At 67.5% G+C, this 16819-nt stretch carries 13 protein-coding genes and 1 pseudogene; 11 read left to right on the top strand and 3 right to left on the bottom strand.

Translation table 11 applies throughout. The annotated features are described in order from the left end of the window. Positions 1-50: 50 nt before the first annotated feature. Positions 51-461 (bottom strand): hypothetical protein, encoded by a 411-nt coding sequence (locus tag F0U63_RS19275; protein WP_395847393.1) that lies wholly within the window; start codon positions 459-461, stop codon positions 51-53. 199 nt (positions 462-660) lie between these two features. Here F0U63_RS19275 and F0U63_RS19270 point away from each other — a divergent pair, with 199 nt between their 5' ends. The 4 genes from F0U63_RS19270 (at position 661) to F0U63_RS19255 (ending at position 6448) form a co-directional block, all read left to right on the top strand. After that, on the top strand, positions 661-3933 hold the full coding sequence (locus F0U63_RS19270) for a GH92 family glycosyl hydrolase (protein ID WP_395847392.1): 3273 nt from the start codon (positions 661-663) through the stop codon (positions 3931-3933). A gap of 136 nt (positions 3934-4069) precedes the next feature. Then, the gene (locus F0U63_RS19265) at positions 4070-4363 is read left to right on the top strand and encodes a hypothetical protein (protein WP_395847391.1); all 294 of its coding nucleotides are present in this window, start codon (positions 4070-4072) and stop codon (positions 4361-4363) included. Between the two features lie 186 nt (positions 4364-4549). Next, positions 4550-5338, top strand: a complete 789-nt coding sequence (locus F0U63_RS19260) for a ceramidase (protein ID WP_395847390.1) — start codon at positions 4550-4552, stop codon at positions 5336-5338. 111 nt (positions 5339-5449) lie between these two features. After that, a complete protein-coding gene (locus F0U63_RS19255; RefSeq protein ID WP_395847389.1) occupies positions 5450-6448 on the top strand; it encodes an SRPBCC domain-containing protein in 999 nt (332 codons plus the stop codon). Between the two features lie 370 nt (positions 6449-6818). Here the strand turns inward: F0U63_RS19255 and F0U63_RS19250 are convergent, their stop codons facing one another. After that, on the bottom strand, positions 6819-7310 hold the full coding sequence (locus F0U63_RS19250; protein ID WP_395847388.1) for a DUF1579 domain-containing protein: 492 nt from the start codon (positions 7308-7310) through the stop codon (positions 6819-6821). 40 nt (positions 7311-7350) lie between these two features. Between F0U63_RS19250 and F0U63_RS19245 the strand changes: the two genes are divergently transcribed. From F0U63_RS19245 to F0U63_RS19215, 7 genes and pseudogenes are all read left to right on the top strand, one after another. Further along, positions 7351-7842 carry a cation:proton antiporter regulatory subunit gene (locus F0U63_RS19245; RefSeq protein WP_395847387.1) on the top strand — a complete coding sequence of 164 codons (492 nt, stop codon included), beginning with the start codon at positions 7351-7353 and terminating at the stop codon, positions 7840-7842. A 256-nt stretch (positions 7843-8098) separates the two neighbouring features. Then, complete coding sequence (locus tag F0U63_RS19240; protein WP_395847386.1) at positions 8099-9697, top strand: hypothetical protein; 1599 nt, start codon at positions 8099-8101, stop codon at positions 9695-9697. A 15-nt stretch (positions 9698-9712) separates the two neighbouring features. Next, positions 9713-10441 (top strand): annotated as a pseudogene (locus F0U63_RS19235) (RCC1 domain-containing protein); the annotation flags it as partial. Positions 10442-10821: 380 nt separating this feature from the next. Continuing rightward, complete coding sequence (locus F0U63_RS19230; protein WP_395847385.1) at positions 10822-11394, top strand: DUF6992 family protein; 573 nt, start codon at positions 10822-10824, stop codon at positions 11392-11394. Between the two features lie 171 nt (positions 11395-11565). Then, positions 11566-13152 carry a methyl-accepting chemotaxis protein gene (locus tag F0U63_RS19225; RefSeq protein ID WP_395847384.1) on the top strand — a complete coding sequence of 529 codons (1587 nt, stop codon included), beginning with the start codon at positions 11566-11568 and terminating at the stop codon, positions 13150-13152. Between the two features lie 185 nt (positions 13153-13337). Next, the gene (locus tag F0U63_RS19220) at positions 13338-14237 is read left to right on the top strand and encodes a TIGR04222 domain-containing membrane protein (protein WP_395847383.1); all 900 of its coding nucleotides are present in this window, start codon (positions 13338-13340) and stop codon (positions 14235-14237) included. A 47-nt stretch (positions 14238-14284) separates the two neighbouring features. Continuing rightward, positions 14285-14677, top strand: coding sequence for a cysteine/serine endopeptidase inhibitor (locus tag F0U63_RS19215; protein WP_395847382.1), 393 nt, complete (start codon positions 14285-14287; stop codon positions 14675-14677). Between the two features lie 95 nt (positions 14678-14772). Here the strand turns inward: F0U63_RS19215 and F0U63_RS19210 are convergent, their stop codons facing one another. Next, complete coding sequence (locus F0U63_RS19210) at positions 14773-16788, bottom strand: PQQ-dependent sugar dehydrogenase (RefSeq protein ID WP_395847381.1); 2016 nt, start codon at positions 16786-16788, stop codon at positions 14773-14775. Positions 16789-16819 lie beyond the last annotated feature (31 nt).

The raw sequence follows: 16819 nt of genomic DNA, 5'->3' as shown, positions 1-16819 counted from the left end.
GGGAGGCGGCTCCCGAGGACCCCTGGCGTGGCCGATGGTGCCGCTCCGTGTCAATCCCCGTCAGCCGCTGGCTTGTCGGCGTCCCGCGTCGAGCGCGTGCCCTGCTCGTTGGACCAGACAGCACCCGCGGGCGTTTCGACCTTCACCGGGACCCCGGACTCCTTGGCGTCGATCGGCCCTCTCACCGTCGCATTGAAAGTTTTCACGACGCGAGCATCATCGGTGACGCGTCGGCCGGAGTGCCTCAGCTCCTCCTCGTCCCATTCCTGCTTTCCTCCGTTGGTGCGGGGAATCATGGCGACCGCCCGGTCGGCCTGACCGCCGTCGGCGATGTCGCGGCCGAGCCTCTCCTCGTCGACTTCCACCGAAATGCTGGTCGCGGCGGGTCCCTGAACCGTTGCGGCCGTCTCGACGTGAATGGCCTTGGACGTCACATGGGATTGGGATTTGGTCTTTGACATGGTTCGCCTCGTGTTAGCCAAGCCACGAAGTTAGGGATTCGCACGCCAGATTCAAGTGGTGGGGCGAGCTGAAATCTTGTCAAAGTGGAGCGCTGTCAAGGTGAAAAGTCGCCGGGGTGAAAAGCTGTCAAAGCAGGCCACTCCGCGTATAAGGAGACGCGTATTCCCGACAACGTCGTCACAACGAGGAGTTCCGTCCATGTGGTTGCGTGGCAAGAGAAAAATGGCGGGTCTGGCGGTCGCTGGACTGCTCGTCGGCTGCAAGAGCACCGTGCCCCCCCCGGTCGACGAGCCCGAGGTGGATCCCACCCCATTCGTCAACCCCTTCATCGGCACCCAGAACTTCGGCAATACCTTTCCCGGCGCGAGTGCGCCCTTCGGGATGGTGCAGGTCAGCCCGGACACGGGCGGACAGGGAGGATACGACTACCAGCAGGATTCCATCTACGGGTTCAGCCAGACGCACCTGTCCGGTGTCGGCTGCGGCGTCATGGGTGAATTGCCGATCATGCCCACGACCGGCGCTGTCGAGACCGTCGACGTCAATGGCTACAAGTCGAAGTACTCGCATGACGACGAGGAGGCCACGCCCGGGTACTACCGCGTCGGCCTCTCCCGCTACGGCATCAAGGCCGAGCTCACGGCCACCGAGCGGACCGGCTGGCTGCGCTTCACCTTCCCGGCCACGGCCGCCGCGAATGTCCTGTTCAACACCGGGAAGGCCAACCAGGCGGTCCAGGACTCGGAAATCCACGTCGTCGGGGACCGGACCCTCGAGGGCCGGATCAAGGCCGGCGGCTTCTGCGCCGGGCGTGACCAGCACACGGTGTACTTCACGGCCACGTTCGACCGGCCCTTCGCGTCCCACGGCACCTGGCGCGGCTCCACTCCGGCACCGGGCTCGCGGGACGCGGCCGGTTCTGGAGGCAACGGAGCCTGGGCGACGTTCGACGCGACCACGGATCAAGACGTCACCGTGAAGGTCGGGCTGTCCTATACCGGGCTCGACGGTGCCAGACGGAATCTCGCGAAGGAGACGGGCGAGTCCTTCGACTTCGATGCCACGCGGACCCGGCTGCATGACGCGTGGGTCGACAAGCTCGGGGCCATCAAGATCAGCGGAGGGCCCCGCGAACGGCAGGTCGCCTTCTACACCGCGCTGTACCATGCGCAGTTGCACCCGAACCTGGCCGGCGACGTGGACGGCCGGTACGTCGGTTTCGACAACCAGGTGCACGCCGCGAGTGGCTACACGCCGTACCAGAACTTCTCGTTGTGGGACACGTACCGCCCCCAGAACCAGTTGCTGGAGCTGCTCGAACCCCAGGTCGCCCGGGACATCGCGCTGTCGATCCTCTCCATTGGCCGGGAGGGGGGCTGGCTGCCACGCTGGGCGCTCGCCAACAGCGAGACCAACATCATGACCGGGGATCCCGTCACGCCCTTCCTCGTCGAGGCCTGGGCCCGGGGACTGCTCGAGGGCCATGAACAGGAGGCCTACACGCTGCTGCGCCAGAACGCGCTCATCACCCCACCCGCTGATTCGCCCTACAACGGCCGCTCGGGTGTCGTGTACTACAACGCCCGCGGATATCTCCCGTCCGGTCTGGGCCTGGGCATCGAATGCGCGCACAAGGGCGGTGACAACGACTGCGTGCACCCGGCGTCGGCGACGCTCGAATACTCGGCGGCCGACGCGGCGCTCGCGTTGATGGCGCGGGGGCTCGGGCACGAGGACGATGCACGGATGTTCGCCGAGCGCGGGCAGTGGTACCGCAACCTGTGGGACTCCTCCATCGGCCAGTTCCGCCCACGCACGGCCGACGGCACGTGGCTGACGCCGTACGATCCAGTGGCGGCCTCCCACCAGTTCCACGAGGGCGGCGCCTACCAATATCAGTGGCTGGTGCCACAAGACCCCGCCGGGCTGGTCGCGCTCATGGGTGGTGAGCGCTCGACCGAACAGCGATTGGATGCCTTCTTCGCCTACAACAAGCTGCTCGCCGATCCCACGGGAACCGCTCGCGGTGATTGGATCACCCAGCCCTACGACTACTACGGCAAGCCCACGTACAACCCGAACAACGAGCCCGACCTGCTCGCGCCCTACATGTACCTGTGGGCGGGTGCGCCCGCGAAGACGGCCACGGTCGTGCGCGCGGCGATGACGTTGTTCACCACGGGGCCGGACGGAATGACTGGCAACGACGACCTGGGCACGATGTCGGCGTGGTACGTGTTCTCCTCGATCGGGCTGTACCCGACGATGAGTGGCGCGAACTTCCTCGCCCTGTCCAGCCCCCAGTTCGAGTCCGCCGTGGTCCGCATCGGGACCTTCGGCACCCGCCAGGGTGGCACGCTGAACATCACGGCGCCCGGCGCCAGCGACACCCAACGGTACATCCAGCGCGTGACGCTCGACGGACAGGAAGTCTCACGGACCTACCTGGAGTGGAGCGAGTTCGTGCGGGGCGGCACCCTGGCGCATACGCTCGGTGGCGAGCCCTCGAGTTGGGGAACCTCGAGCGCCGCGAGGCCACCATCGGTCAATCAGGCCGAGGGGGACTCCCGCCGGCACGTCGACGCGTCCGTGCGGCCTTCCTCGGCTGTCATCGCGACGAGCAACACGGAACAGACGGTCGAGCTGACCCTGAACGTGCTCGGCCAGGCGCCTCTTGGGTTGGACGTCTCCGTGACGCCGACCGTCCCGGCGGGCTGGTCCGCCACGGCCCCCTCGTTCCAGCTGTCGTCCCAGCGTCTGCCCGTGCAGTGGACAGGGCCCCTCACCATCACCGTGCCCGCGAATACTCCGTCGGGCGTGTATCCGCTCCAGGTGGCCGTCTCGGCGGATGGCGCGAACACCCTGACCCGAAACGTGACCATCGAGGTACGGTCGGTGGGCACCTGTCTGCCCGGTATTCCCGAGCAATGCGCCTTGGATCTGACGAACGAGCGCAACCATGACGGCACCGCGACGATCGGCGAATCGCGAGAGGGCGACTTCGATGGCCAGGGCTGGAGCTACGACGCACGCCTGCTCCCCGGGGCCGGACCCATCACCTGGTCGGGTGTGACGTATTCGGCGCCCGAGCCGAACGGGAGCGCCAACAACTTCGTGGAGGCGCGCGGTCAGGGCATCCTCATTCCGCAGGGCCATTACCAGACGCTTCACCTGGTCTCCGCGTCGCACAATGGTCCCGTGACGACGGCGATCACCGTCCGGTATACGGATGGCAACCAGACGGACATCCCGGTCACGGCGGGGGACTGGGCGGGAAGCACGCCGTCCGGCACCACCGTGGTGCTCGACATGCCTCATCGGATCAAGGCCGGGAGCGGCGTGGACGGGCCTCCAGTGCGGTTGTTCGCCCAATCACTCGCACTCGACCGGGCCCGGCAGGTGCACTCCATGACCCTGCCAAACGAAGCGAGGTTCGAGGTGTACGCGATCTCGCTCAGCGAAGCCAGGTGAGGCGCGGCGCACCCGATGGACCGGATCATTGGGTGCGCCCTGCCCTGGTGTTGTCTCCTGGGCCTCGACTCCGACGAAGACACGAGAGTAACGTGCCGCTGGCAGTCCTCCGTAGACGAACCCAGGAGCATCCTCCATGCGTATCAAGTCCTTTCTCGCTGTCTCCATCGCGGGCCTCATCCTCGGCCTGATGGGTTGTGGCACCGAGGCCGTGGTGGTCCCGTCGTCCGAGCCCGCCGCCGTCGAGGAGCAGGCCTCCACCGGGGAGCAGGACGCCAACCAGAGCACGGCCCTGGTGGGCATCTGCCCGTTGAAGTGGACGTGCAACTTCCAGAACTTCTACAGCACGCAGACGCAGTGCGCCGCCTCATGTGGCGGCTCCTCGTGCTGGCGTGAATACGCGTGTACGGGCACCTGCGTTTGTCCTTGAGTCGTCGACACAGCGTGCCCCTCCGGCACGGGTATTGAAGAACGCGCGGACGTCCTCGAGTACCCCGGGGACGTCTCCGCGTCCGCGACGGTGACGCGGAAGCCTGAGTGCTCGAAGATCCCGCCGGCCGTGCATCTCCTCGTGAACTCGCGCTCGCGACCACGGAGGACTAGGTTCCGTTCCCCTATGCCGACAGCGAACACGGGCTTTTGGGGAACGAACACCGCGACGGTCGACTGGTGCGAGACGAACTACGAGCACCTCTCCTATGTCAGCGAGCTGTTCAACTCGGCTTCCAGTCTGGCGATGGTGCTGGCGGGAGTGCTGGGCTTCCTGCTGCACCGCCGGGTGCTGGAGCGCCGGTTCTTCCTGGCCTTCGCTCTCGTGAGCGTGGTGGGGCTGGGAAGTATCGCGTTTCATGCGACGCTCCTCTTCCAATACCAGATGATGGACGAGCTGCCGATGCTCTATCTGGCCAGCGTGATGGTCTACATCCTGGTGGAGAACCGTCCCGAGCGAAGGCTCGGACGGTGGTTCCCCTGGGCCCTGCTCGGTTACGCGCTGCTGACGACGTACCTGTCGGCGTTCACGCGAGGACGCGTCCAGTTCTACCTCTTCCAGGCGAGCTTCATCGTACTCGAGGGCTTCTCGCTGGTGAGCGTCTACCTCATCCACCGCCGGAGCCAGGATGCACGAGCGCGGCGGTTGTTCCGGATCGGCATGGGTTCGTATGCGATCGCCATCGCCGTGTGGCTCAGCGACATCAGGTTCTGCTCCACGCTGAATCAGACGCTGCCTTCGCTGGGGATTCCCAACCCGCAGCTCCACGCGTGGTGGCACGTGCTGGTGTCCGTCGGTTTCTACACGCTGCTGATCGTCATCGCGCACGACCGGCTGCGGACACTCGGGCAGACGCCTCGGCTCCACCAGGCCGCGGGAGTGGTTCCGTTCGTGCGCGGCAACTCCGTGGTGTAGCCCCTCAGAAGCCTGGCTCCGCGCCATCAGCCTGATCACGCTACGCCGCGGTGGCGCTGGAGGCTCTGGATGGGGACAATCCGTTCCGGGAACACCCGGGGGACGAAAACCATGGCGACGAAGCGTAGAAGTCCGCAACCCATCGACGCATACCTGGCGGGACTGGAGAACCCGGCGGCGAAGAAGACGCTGGGGGCGCTGCGCATGCAGCTCCGCAAGCTGCTTCCCGGAGCGGTCGAGACCCTCAGCTACCGGATGCCCACCTTCAAGGTGGACGGAAACGCCGTGGCTGGCTTCGCCTTCTTCAAGACCCACTGCGGCTACTACCCCTTCAGCGGCGGCGTGGTGCCGGCGCTGAAGGAGCAGCTGGACGGCTACACCACGTCGAAGAGCGGCGTGACCTTCCCGCCCGACAAGCCGCTTCCGGCGAAGCTGGTGAAGACGTTGGTGCAGGCGCGGCTCGCGGAGATTGCCGCGCGTGGGAAGAAGCCCCCGGCCGTGAAGAAGAAGGCGCTCATCACCGACCGCGTGACGGACAGCGCCGTGAAGGAGGCGACCGGGCGGGACTGGAAGGGGTGGATGCGCGCGCTGGACGCGGCGGGTGCGGGCGAGCTGAACCACAAGCAGCTCGTCGTCCACCTGGCCCGGGAGGTGGAGTCCACGTGGTGGCAGCAGTCCATTGCCGTGGCGTACGAGCAGGCCCGCGGCAAGCGGGTCGTGGGCGAGACGGCGGCCACGGGCTTCCAGGTGGGCGTCGTGCGCACGCTGCCGCTGCGTGCCGATGAACTGTGGGAGCGGATCGCCACCCAGGCGGAGCGGTGGCTCGGTGCCGGCGCGAAGCTGACGCCCGAGCCGGGAGCGGGCTACGAAGTTCCCAAGCGCCGTGGATCCCCCGGTGTACGCGGCGAGGTCCGGGTGGTGAAGCCTGGGCAGCGCATCCGCATGACCTGGCAGCCAGACGGCTGGAAGAAACCCGCGACACTGCAGCTCACCGTGGTGCCGAAGGCACGAGGCGCCGCCCTCCACGTGCACATGGAGAAGCTGCCGGACGCGAAGGCGCGCGAGGCGATGCGCGAGCACTGGTCCCGGGTGCTCGAAGGCCTCGCCTAGAAACCTGGGGGAGCAGCACCCGGTGGCGCACCACCTCTGCTTTTCACGGGTTCGAATCCCACCGGGGATGGTGTCTCCCTTTCAGGACGCCATCCTCATGGAGAAGGGATTCCGAACATGCTCCGACAGGTACTCAAAGGTGTCCTGCCCTTCCCGTTCGTTGATGCTCAGGGTGGGGACCGACGTTCCTCGCCTCGGATGACAGCAGCTACGTCAACGGCATCGAGCTCTTCGTCGACGGCGGCATGGCCCAGGTCTGAGCCCGTGTCCCCCGGGGCTCAGGCCCGCTCGACGCGCACGCGCGGTGAGGACACGGCGGATGAGTGCCCGGACCCACTCGCCGGCGACGCGGCACGAGCTGCTCGGTTGCTCACCTCTTACAGGACAGCTCGTAGCCAGTGCTCCAATTCCTGCCATCCAGCGAGTACTGGCCGAGCATGTTCACCTCGCCTGGCGATACGAGGGTCTCGGTGTCCCTGATCTCCATCTTGCCCATGGGGCCGCTCGACTCACCGGTCCAGATGACACCATCCGTGGACGAAGACACGGCGTGACCGCCCAGGTTGTCGACGATGACGTTCACCCACTTGCTCGATGAGGTGTCGAACGTGCGGTACGAGTTGAAGTTGTACTTGTACTTGCCGGACGACACCACGAACTCGGTCTGCAACCATGCCTTGTCGAGGCCAAGGCTGACGTTGAGGGTGACCTTGCTTGGGCTGGCCGCTCCATCGCCCCCGTAGATCGCTCCGTTACAGCGCCACGTCCCCGCCAGGGCCCTGGCGGCGTCGGCCAGCGGGGCGTGGGTGGCGGGCGCCTGCCTGGCCAGGGGAACAGCCTCGGGACCTTCCGGCGATTTCAAGAACCTTCCTCCGCATCCGAGAAACACAAGTGAACAGGCGATGGCGGCGAACAAGGAGGCGGACGGACGGATGAACATGATTGACTCCAGGGGGAAATGTTTGGGCAACCAGGTTGCATCTATTCCCGTCTCTCGCCATGCGGGAAGGGCGCCGCTTGCGCACGGGTCGGCGGATCTTTCGGTGCTCTTGGACGGAACGAACGCGAGGCCCCTCCGCGGGACCTGGCTGTGCGCCGGGTCTGGCCGGTCCTGCTGTCCTTCACCTTCATCCAGTTCTTCTGGAGCAGGGAGACGTCGTGATGCTGGCCGAGGGGCTGGACGTCTTCCGCTACCCGCCTCGGCGAAGGTCATCGGCCGCTCGCTGCGCGACACGCGCATCCGCGAGGAGACGGGCTGCAGCGTCATCGCGCTGGAGATGCCGGAGCAGACGGTGGTGAACCCCGACCCGAGCCAGCCCATCCCCAGGGGCGCCGAGCTCATCCTCATCGGGACCGCGGAGGGCGAGCGGCGCTTCAAGGAGCGCTTCGCCTGAGTCCCGGACCTGGGGCCTTTCGCGTTTCAACGGCCCACTGCCGTGAACGGTCACCCCGAGACGAAAAACGTCATCCCGCGCGGGACGCTCGCGGGCCGTGCTCAAGGATTGCGAGGGCTTACCTGCTCGCCCGCCCTGGCACGGCCCCTGCTAAGGCGGCCAGCGGCGCACGGGCCCAGTCCAGGTCGACACAGACGGTAAAGGCCGTCCAGGCCTCGTGTTGCCTCGAACCCGAGTCGACTCGAGTGAGGATGACATGCAACGAAGAGCAAACCATGCGGGGGCCCAGTGGATATCGCTGCTCGGCGCCCTGCTGTGGGCCGGAAGCGCGAGCGCCGACGACGTGCCCTTCCCCGGGAGCGCCTGGGATGCGGCCGCGGGAAACAAGCTCGCAACCCATCAGGCACACTCCCTCGCGGTGGGCGCGGACGGCGCCCTCTGGTCCTGGGGCGACAACCGGTCCGGTCAGCTCGGGGATGGAACGGGCAATGCACGTCCCACGCCCATCCGGGTACCTGGGCTCCAGGACGTCGAGGCTGTCGCCAATGGCGATCTCCACAGCCTGGCGCTGCGCCGCGATGGCACCGTCTGGACCTGGGGCGACAACCAGTACGGCCAGCTCGGAATGGGCGAGCTGTGGGAGGGGCATTCAACGCCCCAGCAGCTTCCGTCACTGACGAACGTGGCCGCCATCGCGGCGTCCGAGTCCCATTCCCTGGCGCTGCGCCGGGACGGCACCGTCTGGGCCTGGGGCGACAACCAGTACGGCCAGCTCGGCGCAGCCGGGGGCGTCTTCCTCCTCGAGCCCACCCACATCCCCGGCCTCACGGACATCGCGACCATCGCGACCAGCCCCTCGCACCGTCTGGCACTGCGCGCGGATGGCACCGTCTGGGCCTGGGGTAGCAACCAGACCGGCCAACTCGGTGACGGGACCACCGTGAGCCGCGTGACGGTCGCGCAGGTCACGGCCCTCACGGACGTCGTGGCCATCGCGGCGGGTGGCATCTCCTCGGGCGCGATCAACGAAACCGGACACAGCCTGGCGCTGCGCCGCGATGGCACCGTCTGGGCCTGGGGCGACAACCAGTACGGCCAGCTCGGGGATGGGACGAACCAGCAGCGCTCCACCCCGGTGCGGGTCCAGGGCCTGACGAACGTGGTGAGCATCTCGGGGAACGGCCTGATTTCGCTGGCGCTGCGCCGCGATGGCACCGTCTGGGCCTGGGGCGACAGGAGGAACGGCCTGATGGGGGGCGGTGGAACGTCGGGCCTCCAGACCACCCCGGCCCAGGTCCAGGACCTCAAGGGCGTGGTGGCCATCGCGGCGGGCAGTCGCCATGCCCTGGCACTGCGCCGGAACGGGACGCTGTGGGGCTGGGGTAACAACCTGTTCGGCCAGCTGGGGACGGGCTCGAACCTGCGGACCGTCCCCGTGCCACTGAAGGACCTGGGGAGCGAGGTGTCCGTCGCATTCAGCAGAGACCACGCCCTGGCGGTGCTCGCGGATGGCTCGCTGTGGGCCTGGGGCTCGAACCACCGCGGCCAGCTCGGCGATGGAACGACGGAGACGCGCACCGAGCCCACTCGGGTGTCGGGCCTCTCGGACGCGGTGGCCGTCTCCCTCGGGCTCGACTACTCCTTCGCGCTGCGTGCGGACGGCACCGTCTGGGCCTGGGGCTCGTACGGCCTGTTCGGAGACGGGACGAACACCCCCCGGAGAACCCCCGGTCCGGTGCCCGGCCTGACCCGCATCACGGCCCTCTCCGTGGCCCCCGATAGTGCCTCGGGACATGTCCTGGCAATGCGCGCGGATGGCACCGTGTGGGCCTGGGGCGAGAACTTCTCCGGCTAGGTCGGCAATGGCACGAAGCTGCGCCAACCAGCCCCCATCCAGGTGCCGGGCCTGACGAACGTGGTGGCTGTCGCGACCGGGAGCATGCACTCCTTCGCGCTGCGCCAGGACGGCACCCTGTGGGCCTGGGGCGACAACCAGTTCGGCCAGCTCGGGGATGGAACACGGCTCGGCCGGCTCACCCCCTTCCAGGTGCCGGGTTTGACGAACGTCGTGGCCATCGCGAGTGGCGCCTTCCACACGATGGCGCTGCGCGCGGACGGCACCGTCTGGGCCTGGGGCTACAACCGGCAGGGCCAGGTCGGCGATGGCCATCTCTGGGACTCCACGTACTACATCCGGCCGACACCGGCGCGGGTGGAGGGCCTGACGGACGTATCGGCTCTCGCGGCCGGTGACTGGCACACGCTGGCGCTGCGCACGGACGGCACCGTCTGGGCCTGGGGCGACAACCAGTTCGGCCAGCTCGCGGATGGCACGGTGGAGCCCCGGGCCGTGCCCGCTCAGGTCACGGGTGTGAAGGGCCGGGCGGTGGCCCTCGCGGCCGGCGATGGAAACTCCCTGGCGATGCTCGTCGACGGCACGGCGCTCAGCTGGGGAAGCAACGCCTTCTCGAAGATCGGGGATGGGGTGAGCACCGTGCATGCCGTCCCCACCCGCGTGCTGCTGCCCTGCCGCCTCACGGGCATGCCCTCGGCGGAGCACCGCGAGTCCCCGCCGCGAGCGTGCCACGCGGCACCGTAGGCGGCCACGGTGAGGCGAAACCGGAAGCGGACACAGCCCCTATGCGGTGAGAGTACAGACAAAGCCTGGCAGCTCGGTCCCCTCACAGCCTCTACGGGCACACTCCCGCTCATCGCTCTCCACTGAAGCACCGCTCCACCAGCACGGGCCAGGGCTCGGAAGCTTCGCGGACGGCGCAACGCCCCCCCGTCCGTCCACGGCAGCGTCGCCGCTCGCTGGAGATTGGCGAGCCTCGGGTCACGGGCCGCTGTATGGAACCGGGCACTCCGGCGCTCCCTCCCACCACGAGACATGGAGGGCGGTGAAGAATCCGGGCACTCCCCTCGACTCCGGAGCCGTCCATGATCGACTCACCCCCTCGCCGCACAGGACTCGTCCTCGTGTTCCTTCTCTGTCTGTCCTTCGCGGCCCAGGCGGCGGAAGCGACGTCTCCCGAGTCCTTCCTCGCCACGCACAACAGGGAAGCGGCGCGGATGAATCAAACGGCCATGACGGTTCTGCTCGGCTGGGCCGTGCTCAACATCGGCACCGGCACGGCGGGACACTTCGTCACCAAGGATGAGACGCGGGCCTTCTGGCAGGCCAACGCGGCTTGGAACGTGGTGAACCTGGCCATCGCGGGCTTCAGTCTCCACGGGCAGGCCACGGCTTCTCCGGGGTCCTGGGACCTGGCGCGCAGCCTCTCCGAGGGGCAGAAGATGGAGAAGCTCCTGCTGCTCAACGCCGGACTGGACGTGGGCTACATCGCCTTCGGGGGCCTGCTCCTGGAGCGCGGCTATCGCACGGACTCGGCGCGGCTGCGTGGCTGGGGCAAGAGCCTGCTGCTGCAGGGCGGCTTCCTGCTGCTCTTCGACACCGTGCTGTGGGTGCTCAACTCCAACATCAACTCGAGGCTCACCGCCCGGCTGGCGCCCGCCCCCAGCGGCGTGGGCCTCGTCCTGACCTGGCCATAGGGCGCTCTCAGCACACGCGCGCTCAGGGGCCACTACTTCTTCTCGCCCTCGTCGCGGGTCATGGTGCTCCTCGCTGGGGGTCCCAGTGGCCACTCACTCCGCGCCCGTGGCGTCTCCCAAACGGGCGCTCGTCCTGGTCCCGTCTGGAAGAATGGAGCACGCTCCCCTTCCATGCGCTGGTTCCACGACCTGAGTATCTCCTCGAAGCTCCTCGTCGCCTTCCTCGTCTTGCTGGGGTTTTCCACCTTCCAGGGCCTCTTCGCCCTCGCGCGGATGGATGCCATGCGTGGTGCGTCCGATGAGGTGTCCCTGGAACGGCTGCCGAGCATCATGCTTCTCGCCGACGTGACCGATCGCGCGGCGAGCTTCCGCCGTGCCGAACTCTTGCACTGCCTCGCTCGGGACAAAGCGATCCAACGCGATTACGAGCGGCGGATGCGTGACGACCTCGAGAAGCTCGAGCAAAGCCTCACGCGGATCGAGTCGCACGGCTCCTCCGAGGAGGAGCGTCTCGCGCTCGAGGAGTTCAGGAGACTCTGGAAGGACTACCTGATCGATCACGGCAAGAGCCTCGAACTCTCGAGGTCGAAGCGGTTTTCCGAGGCGCTGGAACTCATCACCAATGACTCGCACCACAGCTTCTACGCCGTGAACACCCAGCTTCGGGAGTTGAGAGACATCAACTACAAGGCCAGCCAGAAGGCGGTGGGAAACTCGAACGTCACTCACGAGGACGCACGCAAGTGGATCCTCGGAGTCCTGGGAGGCAGCCTCGCCGTGTGCCTGCTGTTCTGCTTCTTCGTCGCCCGGGCGATCTCCGAGCCACTGGGACAAGCGGTAAGGGTGGCGGATCGCCTCGCCGAGGGGGACTTCACCGTGCACATCGCCTCGGGCGCGCGGGACGAGACAGGCCGGCTGCTGATGGCCCTGGAGCGCATGGTGCGCAAGCTGGCCCAGGTCATCGGCGAGGTACGCGAGGGAGCCAACGCGTTGGCCTCGGCGTCGGCACAGGTGTCGCTCTCCTCGCAAAACCTGTCGCAGGGCACCAGCGAGCAGGCCAGCAGCGTGGAGGAGACCAGCTCCAGCCTGGAGCAGATGACGGCCAGCATCACCCAGAACCGCGACCACGGCCGGCGGATGGAGCAGATGGCCGTGCAGGGCGCGCGGGACGCGGAGGAGAGCGGCAAGGTGGTGAAGGAGACGGTGGAGGCGATGGGCTCCATCGCGGAGAAGATCTCCATCATCGAGGAGATCGCCTACCAGACGAACCTGCTGGCGCTCAATGCGGCCATCGAGGCGGCGAGGGCGGGAGTGCACGGCAAGGGCTTCGCGGTGGTGGCCTCGGAGGTGCGCAGGCTGGCCGAGCGCAGCCGGACGGCGGCACGGGAGATTTCGGGGCTGGCCTCTGGCAGTGAGGAGGTGGCGGCGCGCTCGGGGCGGTTGCTGGATGGGCTCGTGCCCTCCATCCGCAAGACGGCGGACCTGGTGCAGGAGGTGGTGGCGGCGTCGGTGGAGCAGGCCGACGGGGTGGTGCAGCTCAACAAGGCGATGGGGCTCGTGGACCAGGTGACGCAGCGCAATGCGTCAGCCTCCGAGGAACTGGCGTCCACGGCGGAGGAGCTGTCGGCGCAGGCGGAGGCGTTGCAGCGGCTGATGTCCTTCTTCCGCGTGGGGGATGACGCCGAGCGCGGCGGTTCTCCTCGCAGTTCCCTCTCTCCCGTGGTCTCCGCGGAGCCCAGGCTGAAAGTGGCGGCGTGAGCGAGGGTCTCCGGCAGGCGTGTCAGCACCGCGTCCGCGCGAGGGGGTCCGCGGCTTCGAGCTCCTCACGGGAGTGTCCCGGCAATGTCACGGCGACGTCACGAGGGCCCGATGTAGAGTGAGGGCACGCGCTACCCCCATTCAGGCGGAGTGCCAGAACCAGGGGGAGTGCCCAGGAGCGATCGATGGATCCGCTGGATTGGAATGGGCCGCAGTTCCTCACCCTGTATGGACCGTTCCTCTTTCTCTCCTTCGTGGGGACGGTGTTCTGGAAGAAATGGCTCAACCAACCGGGAAACGCCCCCACCGTGGTCGAGCTGGACATGGACCCCTACCAGGTGGCCGCGCTGCAGGGCGAGGACGCGACGGTGAAGGCAGCCGTGGTGGCGCTCGTGCACGGTGGTGCCCTGCGTTTCGAGGACGCGGAATTGAGCGTCGCCAACGCCCTGCCCACGGGGGCTTCGGGGTTCGAGCGCGCCGTGCATGCCACGGTGGCCGCGGGCCAGGGCTCGCTCGAGGCGCTGCGCGCGGCGGCGCGGACGGAGTTCTCCCGGCTCGAGGAGTCCCTGCGCAAGCGGGGCTTCCTGCGCACGTCCGAGCAGGACACCTGGTACACCCAATACCCCCAATGGTTCTTCGGCGCGGTGCTCGGCATCGGGGCGATGAAGGTGCTGGTGGGACTGATTCGCCAAAAGCCCGTGGAGCTGCTCGTGATGCTGCTCCTGCTGGGAGTGTGCGGGCTGTTCTTCCTGAGCAGGCACCACCGGCTCACCGTCCGAGGGCAGAAGGCGCTGGCGATGCTCCGCGAGCGGCATGAGTCCCTGCGGCTCACCGCATCTTCCGGAGGCAGTGCCGAGACGATGCGCCCGCGCGACATGGCCCTGGCCATGGGTCTTTTCGGCGTGGGCGCGATCGCGCTCCTCGACATCCATCCCTTGCGCGACTACCTGATGCCCCCCGCCCCGTCGGGAGGTGGCGGAGGATCCGGAGGGGATGGCGGGAGCAGTTGCGGCAGCTCGAGCAGTTGCGGCAGCTCGAGCAGTTGCGGCGGTGGCTGCGGGGGCTGCGGCGGTGGCGGGGATTGAAGCGGCTCGAGGACCCGGAGGAAAAACCATCCAGAAAGGAGGCCCTCATGAAAAAGCGATTCGCAGCAGTGCTCATCACCTTGACCGCCACGGCGGCCGTCGCCGCCACCGCCAGCGTGAGCTTCAAGGGGAATGGGAAATTGAGCTGGTACGATGCTGCTGGCTATGGCGCTTGCGGCACCCAGCTCAATGCCGCCACGGAGCTTCTCGCAGCCGTCCCCGCTCAATACTGGACAGCCAGAAATAGCAACAAAGACCCTCTCTGCAAGCAGTGGGTCCTTGTCTCGTATAAAGGGAAGTCCATCAAGGTGCCCGTGAAGGACAAGTGCCCGGGGTGCGCCCCAAACAAGCTCGAACTCAGCAAGGCGGCCTTCCAACAACTCGACAATGTGGATGTCGGAATAATCAACGGCGCGAGCTGGTCTATTGTCTCTCCCTGATGCGCCATCCTCGGACAGCGCCTCGGCGATGAATCCAATCGTTCGCGGGGGATGGCCCCAGGCGCCGCCAGGGCGCCGGGGGCCTGGGACGTGCCCTACGGCCCGAGAAGAACGCGGAAGATCTTCTCGTTGCTGTTGTCGGGGATGCTGTCCTTGTCACCCTGGTTGGTGGTGGTCAGCCACAGGTTGCCGTCGAGGGTGGGCTCGACGGTACGCAGCCGGCCGTAGGTGCCGACGAAGAACTGCTGCACGTTGGTCAAGCTGGAGCCACTGATGACCTCGCGGTAGAGGCGCGAGCCGCGGGCACAGGCCACGTAGAGGACGTCGCGGACCACCGCGATGCCGGAGCAGGAGCCTTCCGCCGTGGAGTAGGTCCGCTTCGGGGCGATGTACCCGGCCGTCGCGCAGCCCGAGCCGCCCTGGGACACCGTCCCCTCACAGTTCGGCCAGCCGTAGTTGCCGCCCTTCTGGATGAGGTTGGTCTCGTCCATCACGGAGTTGCCGAACTCCTGTTCCCAAAGGCGCCCCTGGGAATCGAAGGCCAGCCCCTGCGGGTTGCGGTGGCCGTAGCTCCACACGTAATTGCCGAAGGGGTTGTCGGACGGAACGCCGCCATCGGGATTGAGCCGCAACACCTTGCCGGCCAGGTTGTTGATGTCCTGCGCGTAGGCGCCGTTCTGGGCATCCCCGGTCGCCGCGTAGAGCTTCCCATCCGGCCCAAAGCGCAGGCGCCCGCCGTTGTGGAACTTGTTGCGGCCAATGCCCTGGAGCAGCACCTGGAGCGAGGTGGTGTCGAGGGCACCGTTCTCGTACCGCAGGCGCACGATGCGGTTGTCGGTCGGGGAGGTGTGCATCACGTACAGCCAGCGGTCGCTGGAGAAGGTGGGAGAGAGGGCCAGCCCCATCAGTCCGCCCTCGCCGTCGGTGCTCTGCACGTTGGGGATGGTTCCCACCGACGTCTTCTGGCCCGTCGCCGGATCCAGGCGAACGATGTTCTGCGCGTCTCTGCGGCCGTAGAGCACCGAGCCGTCCGGCAGGTTCACCAGTCCCCACGGGATATCCGTGTCGGTGGCGACCTGGATGACGGAGCAGACGGCGTTCGTGCAAGCCTGGCCGGTAATGACCGTCACGGCCGGACTCTGGGCCGAGGCATTGCCCTGGGCGTCGCGGGCGAGCACGGCATAGGCGTAGCTCGTGTTCGGAGAGAGGCCGCTGTCGACGAAAGACGTCCCGGGCGGCGAGCCGGACACGGTCCCGATCTTCACGCCCCCTCGGAACACGTCGTACGCGCTCACGCCCAGGTTGTCGGTCGACGCGCTCCAGCTCACGGTCACGCTGGTGCCCAAGGCGGTGGCGGTGACGCCGGCCGGGACGCTGGGAGGCTGGGTGTCCACCTGGCACGGCGGCGGGGTGATGGAAAGCGTGGCACTGCCTTGAGAGACATTGCCCGCCGCATCCCGCGCGTTCACGTACAGGCCCCAGGTCGCGCCGGGGACCACGGTCAGAACGGTCGACACCGTGGCTCCGGAGACGCTCTTCATGAGCTGGCCGTCGTGGTAGACGTCGTAGAAGGCGACCCCCTCGTTGTCCGTGGACGGGGACCACGAGAGCGTGGCCGAGTTGCACGTCACATTGGACAGGGTGAGCCCGGTGGGCACGGTGGGGGGCTGGGCATCGGGCGGCAGCGACCACTGCTGGTTCGTCTGGGCGTTGCAAGTCCAGAGGATCACCGGCGAGCTGTTGGTGGTGGCCTGGTCGGACACGTCGAGGCACAGCGAGGACGGCGTATGGATCACCGCGCCGTTGGCGTTGCGGACCCACCGCTGGTTCGCCGCCCCGGTGCAGGCGCCGATGACCGCCCGTGCCCCGGCGCTGGCGGTCGCGGGCTGGACGCACCAGGCGCCGTCGAACACGCGCAGCTCGCCCTCGGGCGTGAACAGGAACCGCTGGTTCGCCTCCCCGTGGCAGTCATAGATGTTGAGCCCTTGCCCCGGCGTCTGGCTGTTCTGGGCCACGTCGAGGCAGCGGCCGGACTGCACGCCGATGAGCCGGGTGCCCGCGGTGAGCGCGGCGGTTCGCGTTTGGGGTTCGGGATCGTTCTCCGTCTTCACTCCACAAGCAACGACGGCGGCTAAGACCACG

Source organism: Cystobacter fuscus (assembly GCF_044360685.1).
In the GTDB taxonomy this organism is placed as follows: Bacteria; Myxococcota; Myxococcia; order Myxococcales; family Myxococcaceae; genus Cystobacter; species Cystobacter fuscus_C.
The sequence above is the reverse complement of the archived record's forward strand: the minus strand, read 5'-3'. Positions and strand labels throughout refer to the sequence as shown.

Excerpts from the sequence above, each read along its gene's own strand:
- F0U63_RS19275 (WP_395847393.1), bottom strand. The coding sequence starts at position 461 with ATGTCAAAGACCAAATCCCAATCCCATGTGACGTCCAAGGCCATTCAC.
- F0U63_RS19270 (WP_395847392.1), top strand. The coding sequence starts at position 661 with ATGTGGTTGCGTGGCAAGAGAAAAATGGCGGGTCTGGCGGTCGCTGGA.
- F0U63_RS19265 (WP_395847391.1), top strand. The coding sequence starts at position 4,070 with ATGCGTATCAAGTCCTTTCTCGCTGTCTCCATCGCGGGCCTCATCCTC.
- F0U63_RS19260 (WP_395847390.1), top strand. The coding sequence starts at position 4,550 with ATGCCGACAGCGAACACGGGCTTTTGGGGAACGAACACCGCGACGGTC.
- F0U63_RS19255 (WP_395847389.1), top strand. The coding sequence starts at position 5,450 with ATGGCGACGAAGCGTAGAAGTCCGCAACCCATCGACGCATACCTGGCG.
- F0U63_RS19245 (WP_395847387.1), top strand. The coding sequence starts at position 7,351 with ATGGCGGCGAACAAGGAGGCGGACGGACGGATGAACATGATTGACTCC.
- F0U63_RS19240 (WP_395847386.1), top strand. The coding sequence starts at position 8,099 with ATGCAACGAAGAGCAAACCATGCGGGGGCCCAGTGGATATCGCTGCTC.
- F0U63_RS19225 (WP_395847384.1), top strand. The coding sequence starts at position 11,566 with ATGCGCTGGTTCCACGACCTGAGTATCTCCTCGAAGCTCCTCGTCGCC.
- F0U63_RS19220 (WP_395847383.1), top strand. The coding sequence starts at position 13,338 with ATGGATCCGCTGGATTGGAATGGGCCGCAGTTCCTCACCCTGTATGGA.
- F0U63_RS19215 (WP_395847382.1), top strand. The coding sequence starts at position 14,285 with ATGAAAAAGCGATTCGCAGCAGTGCTCATCACCTTGACCGCCACGGCG.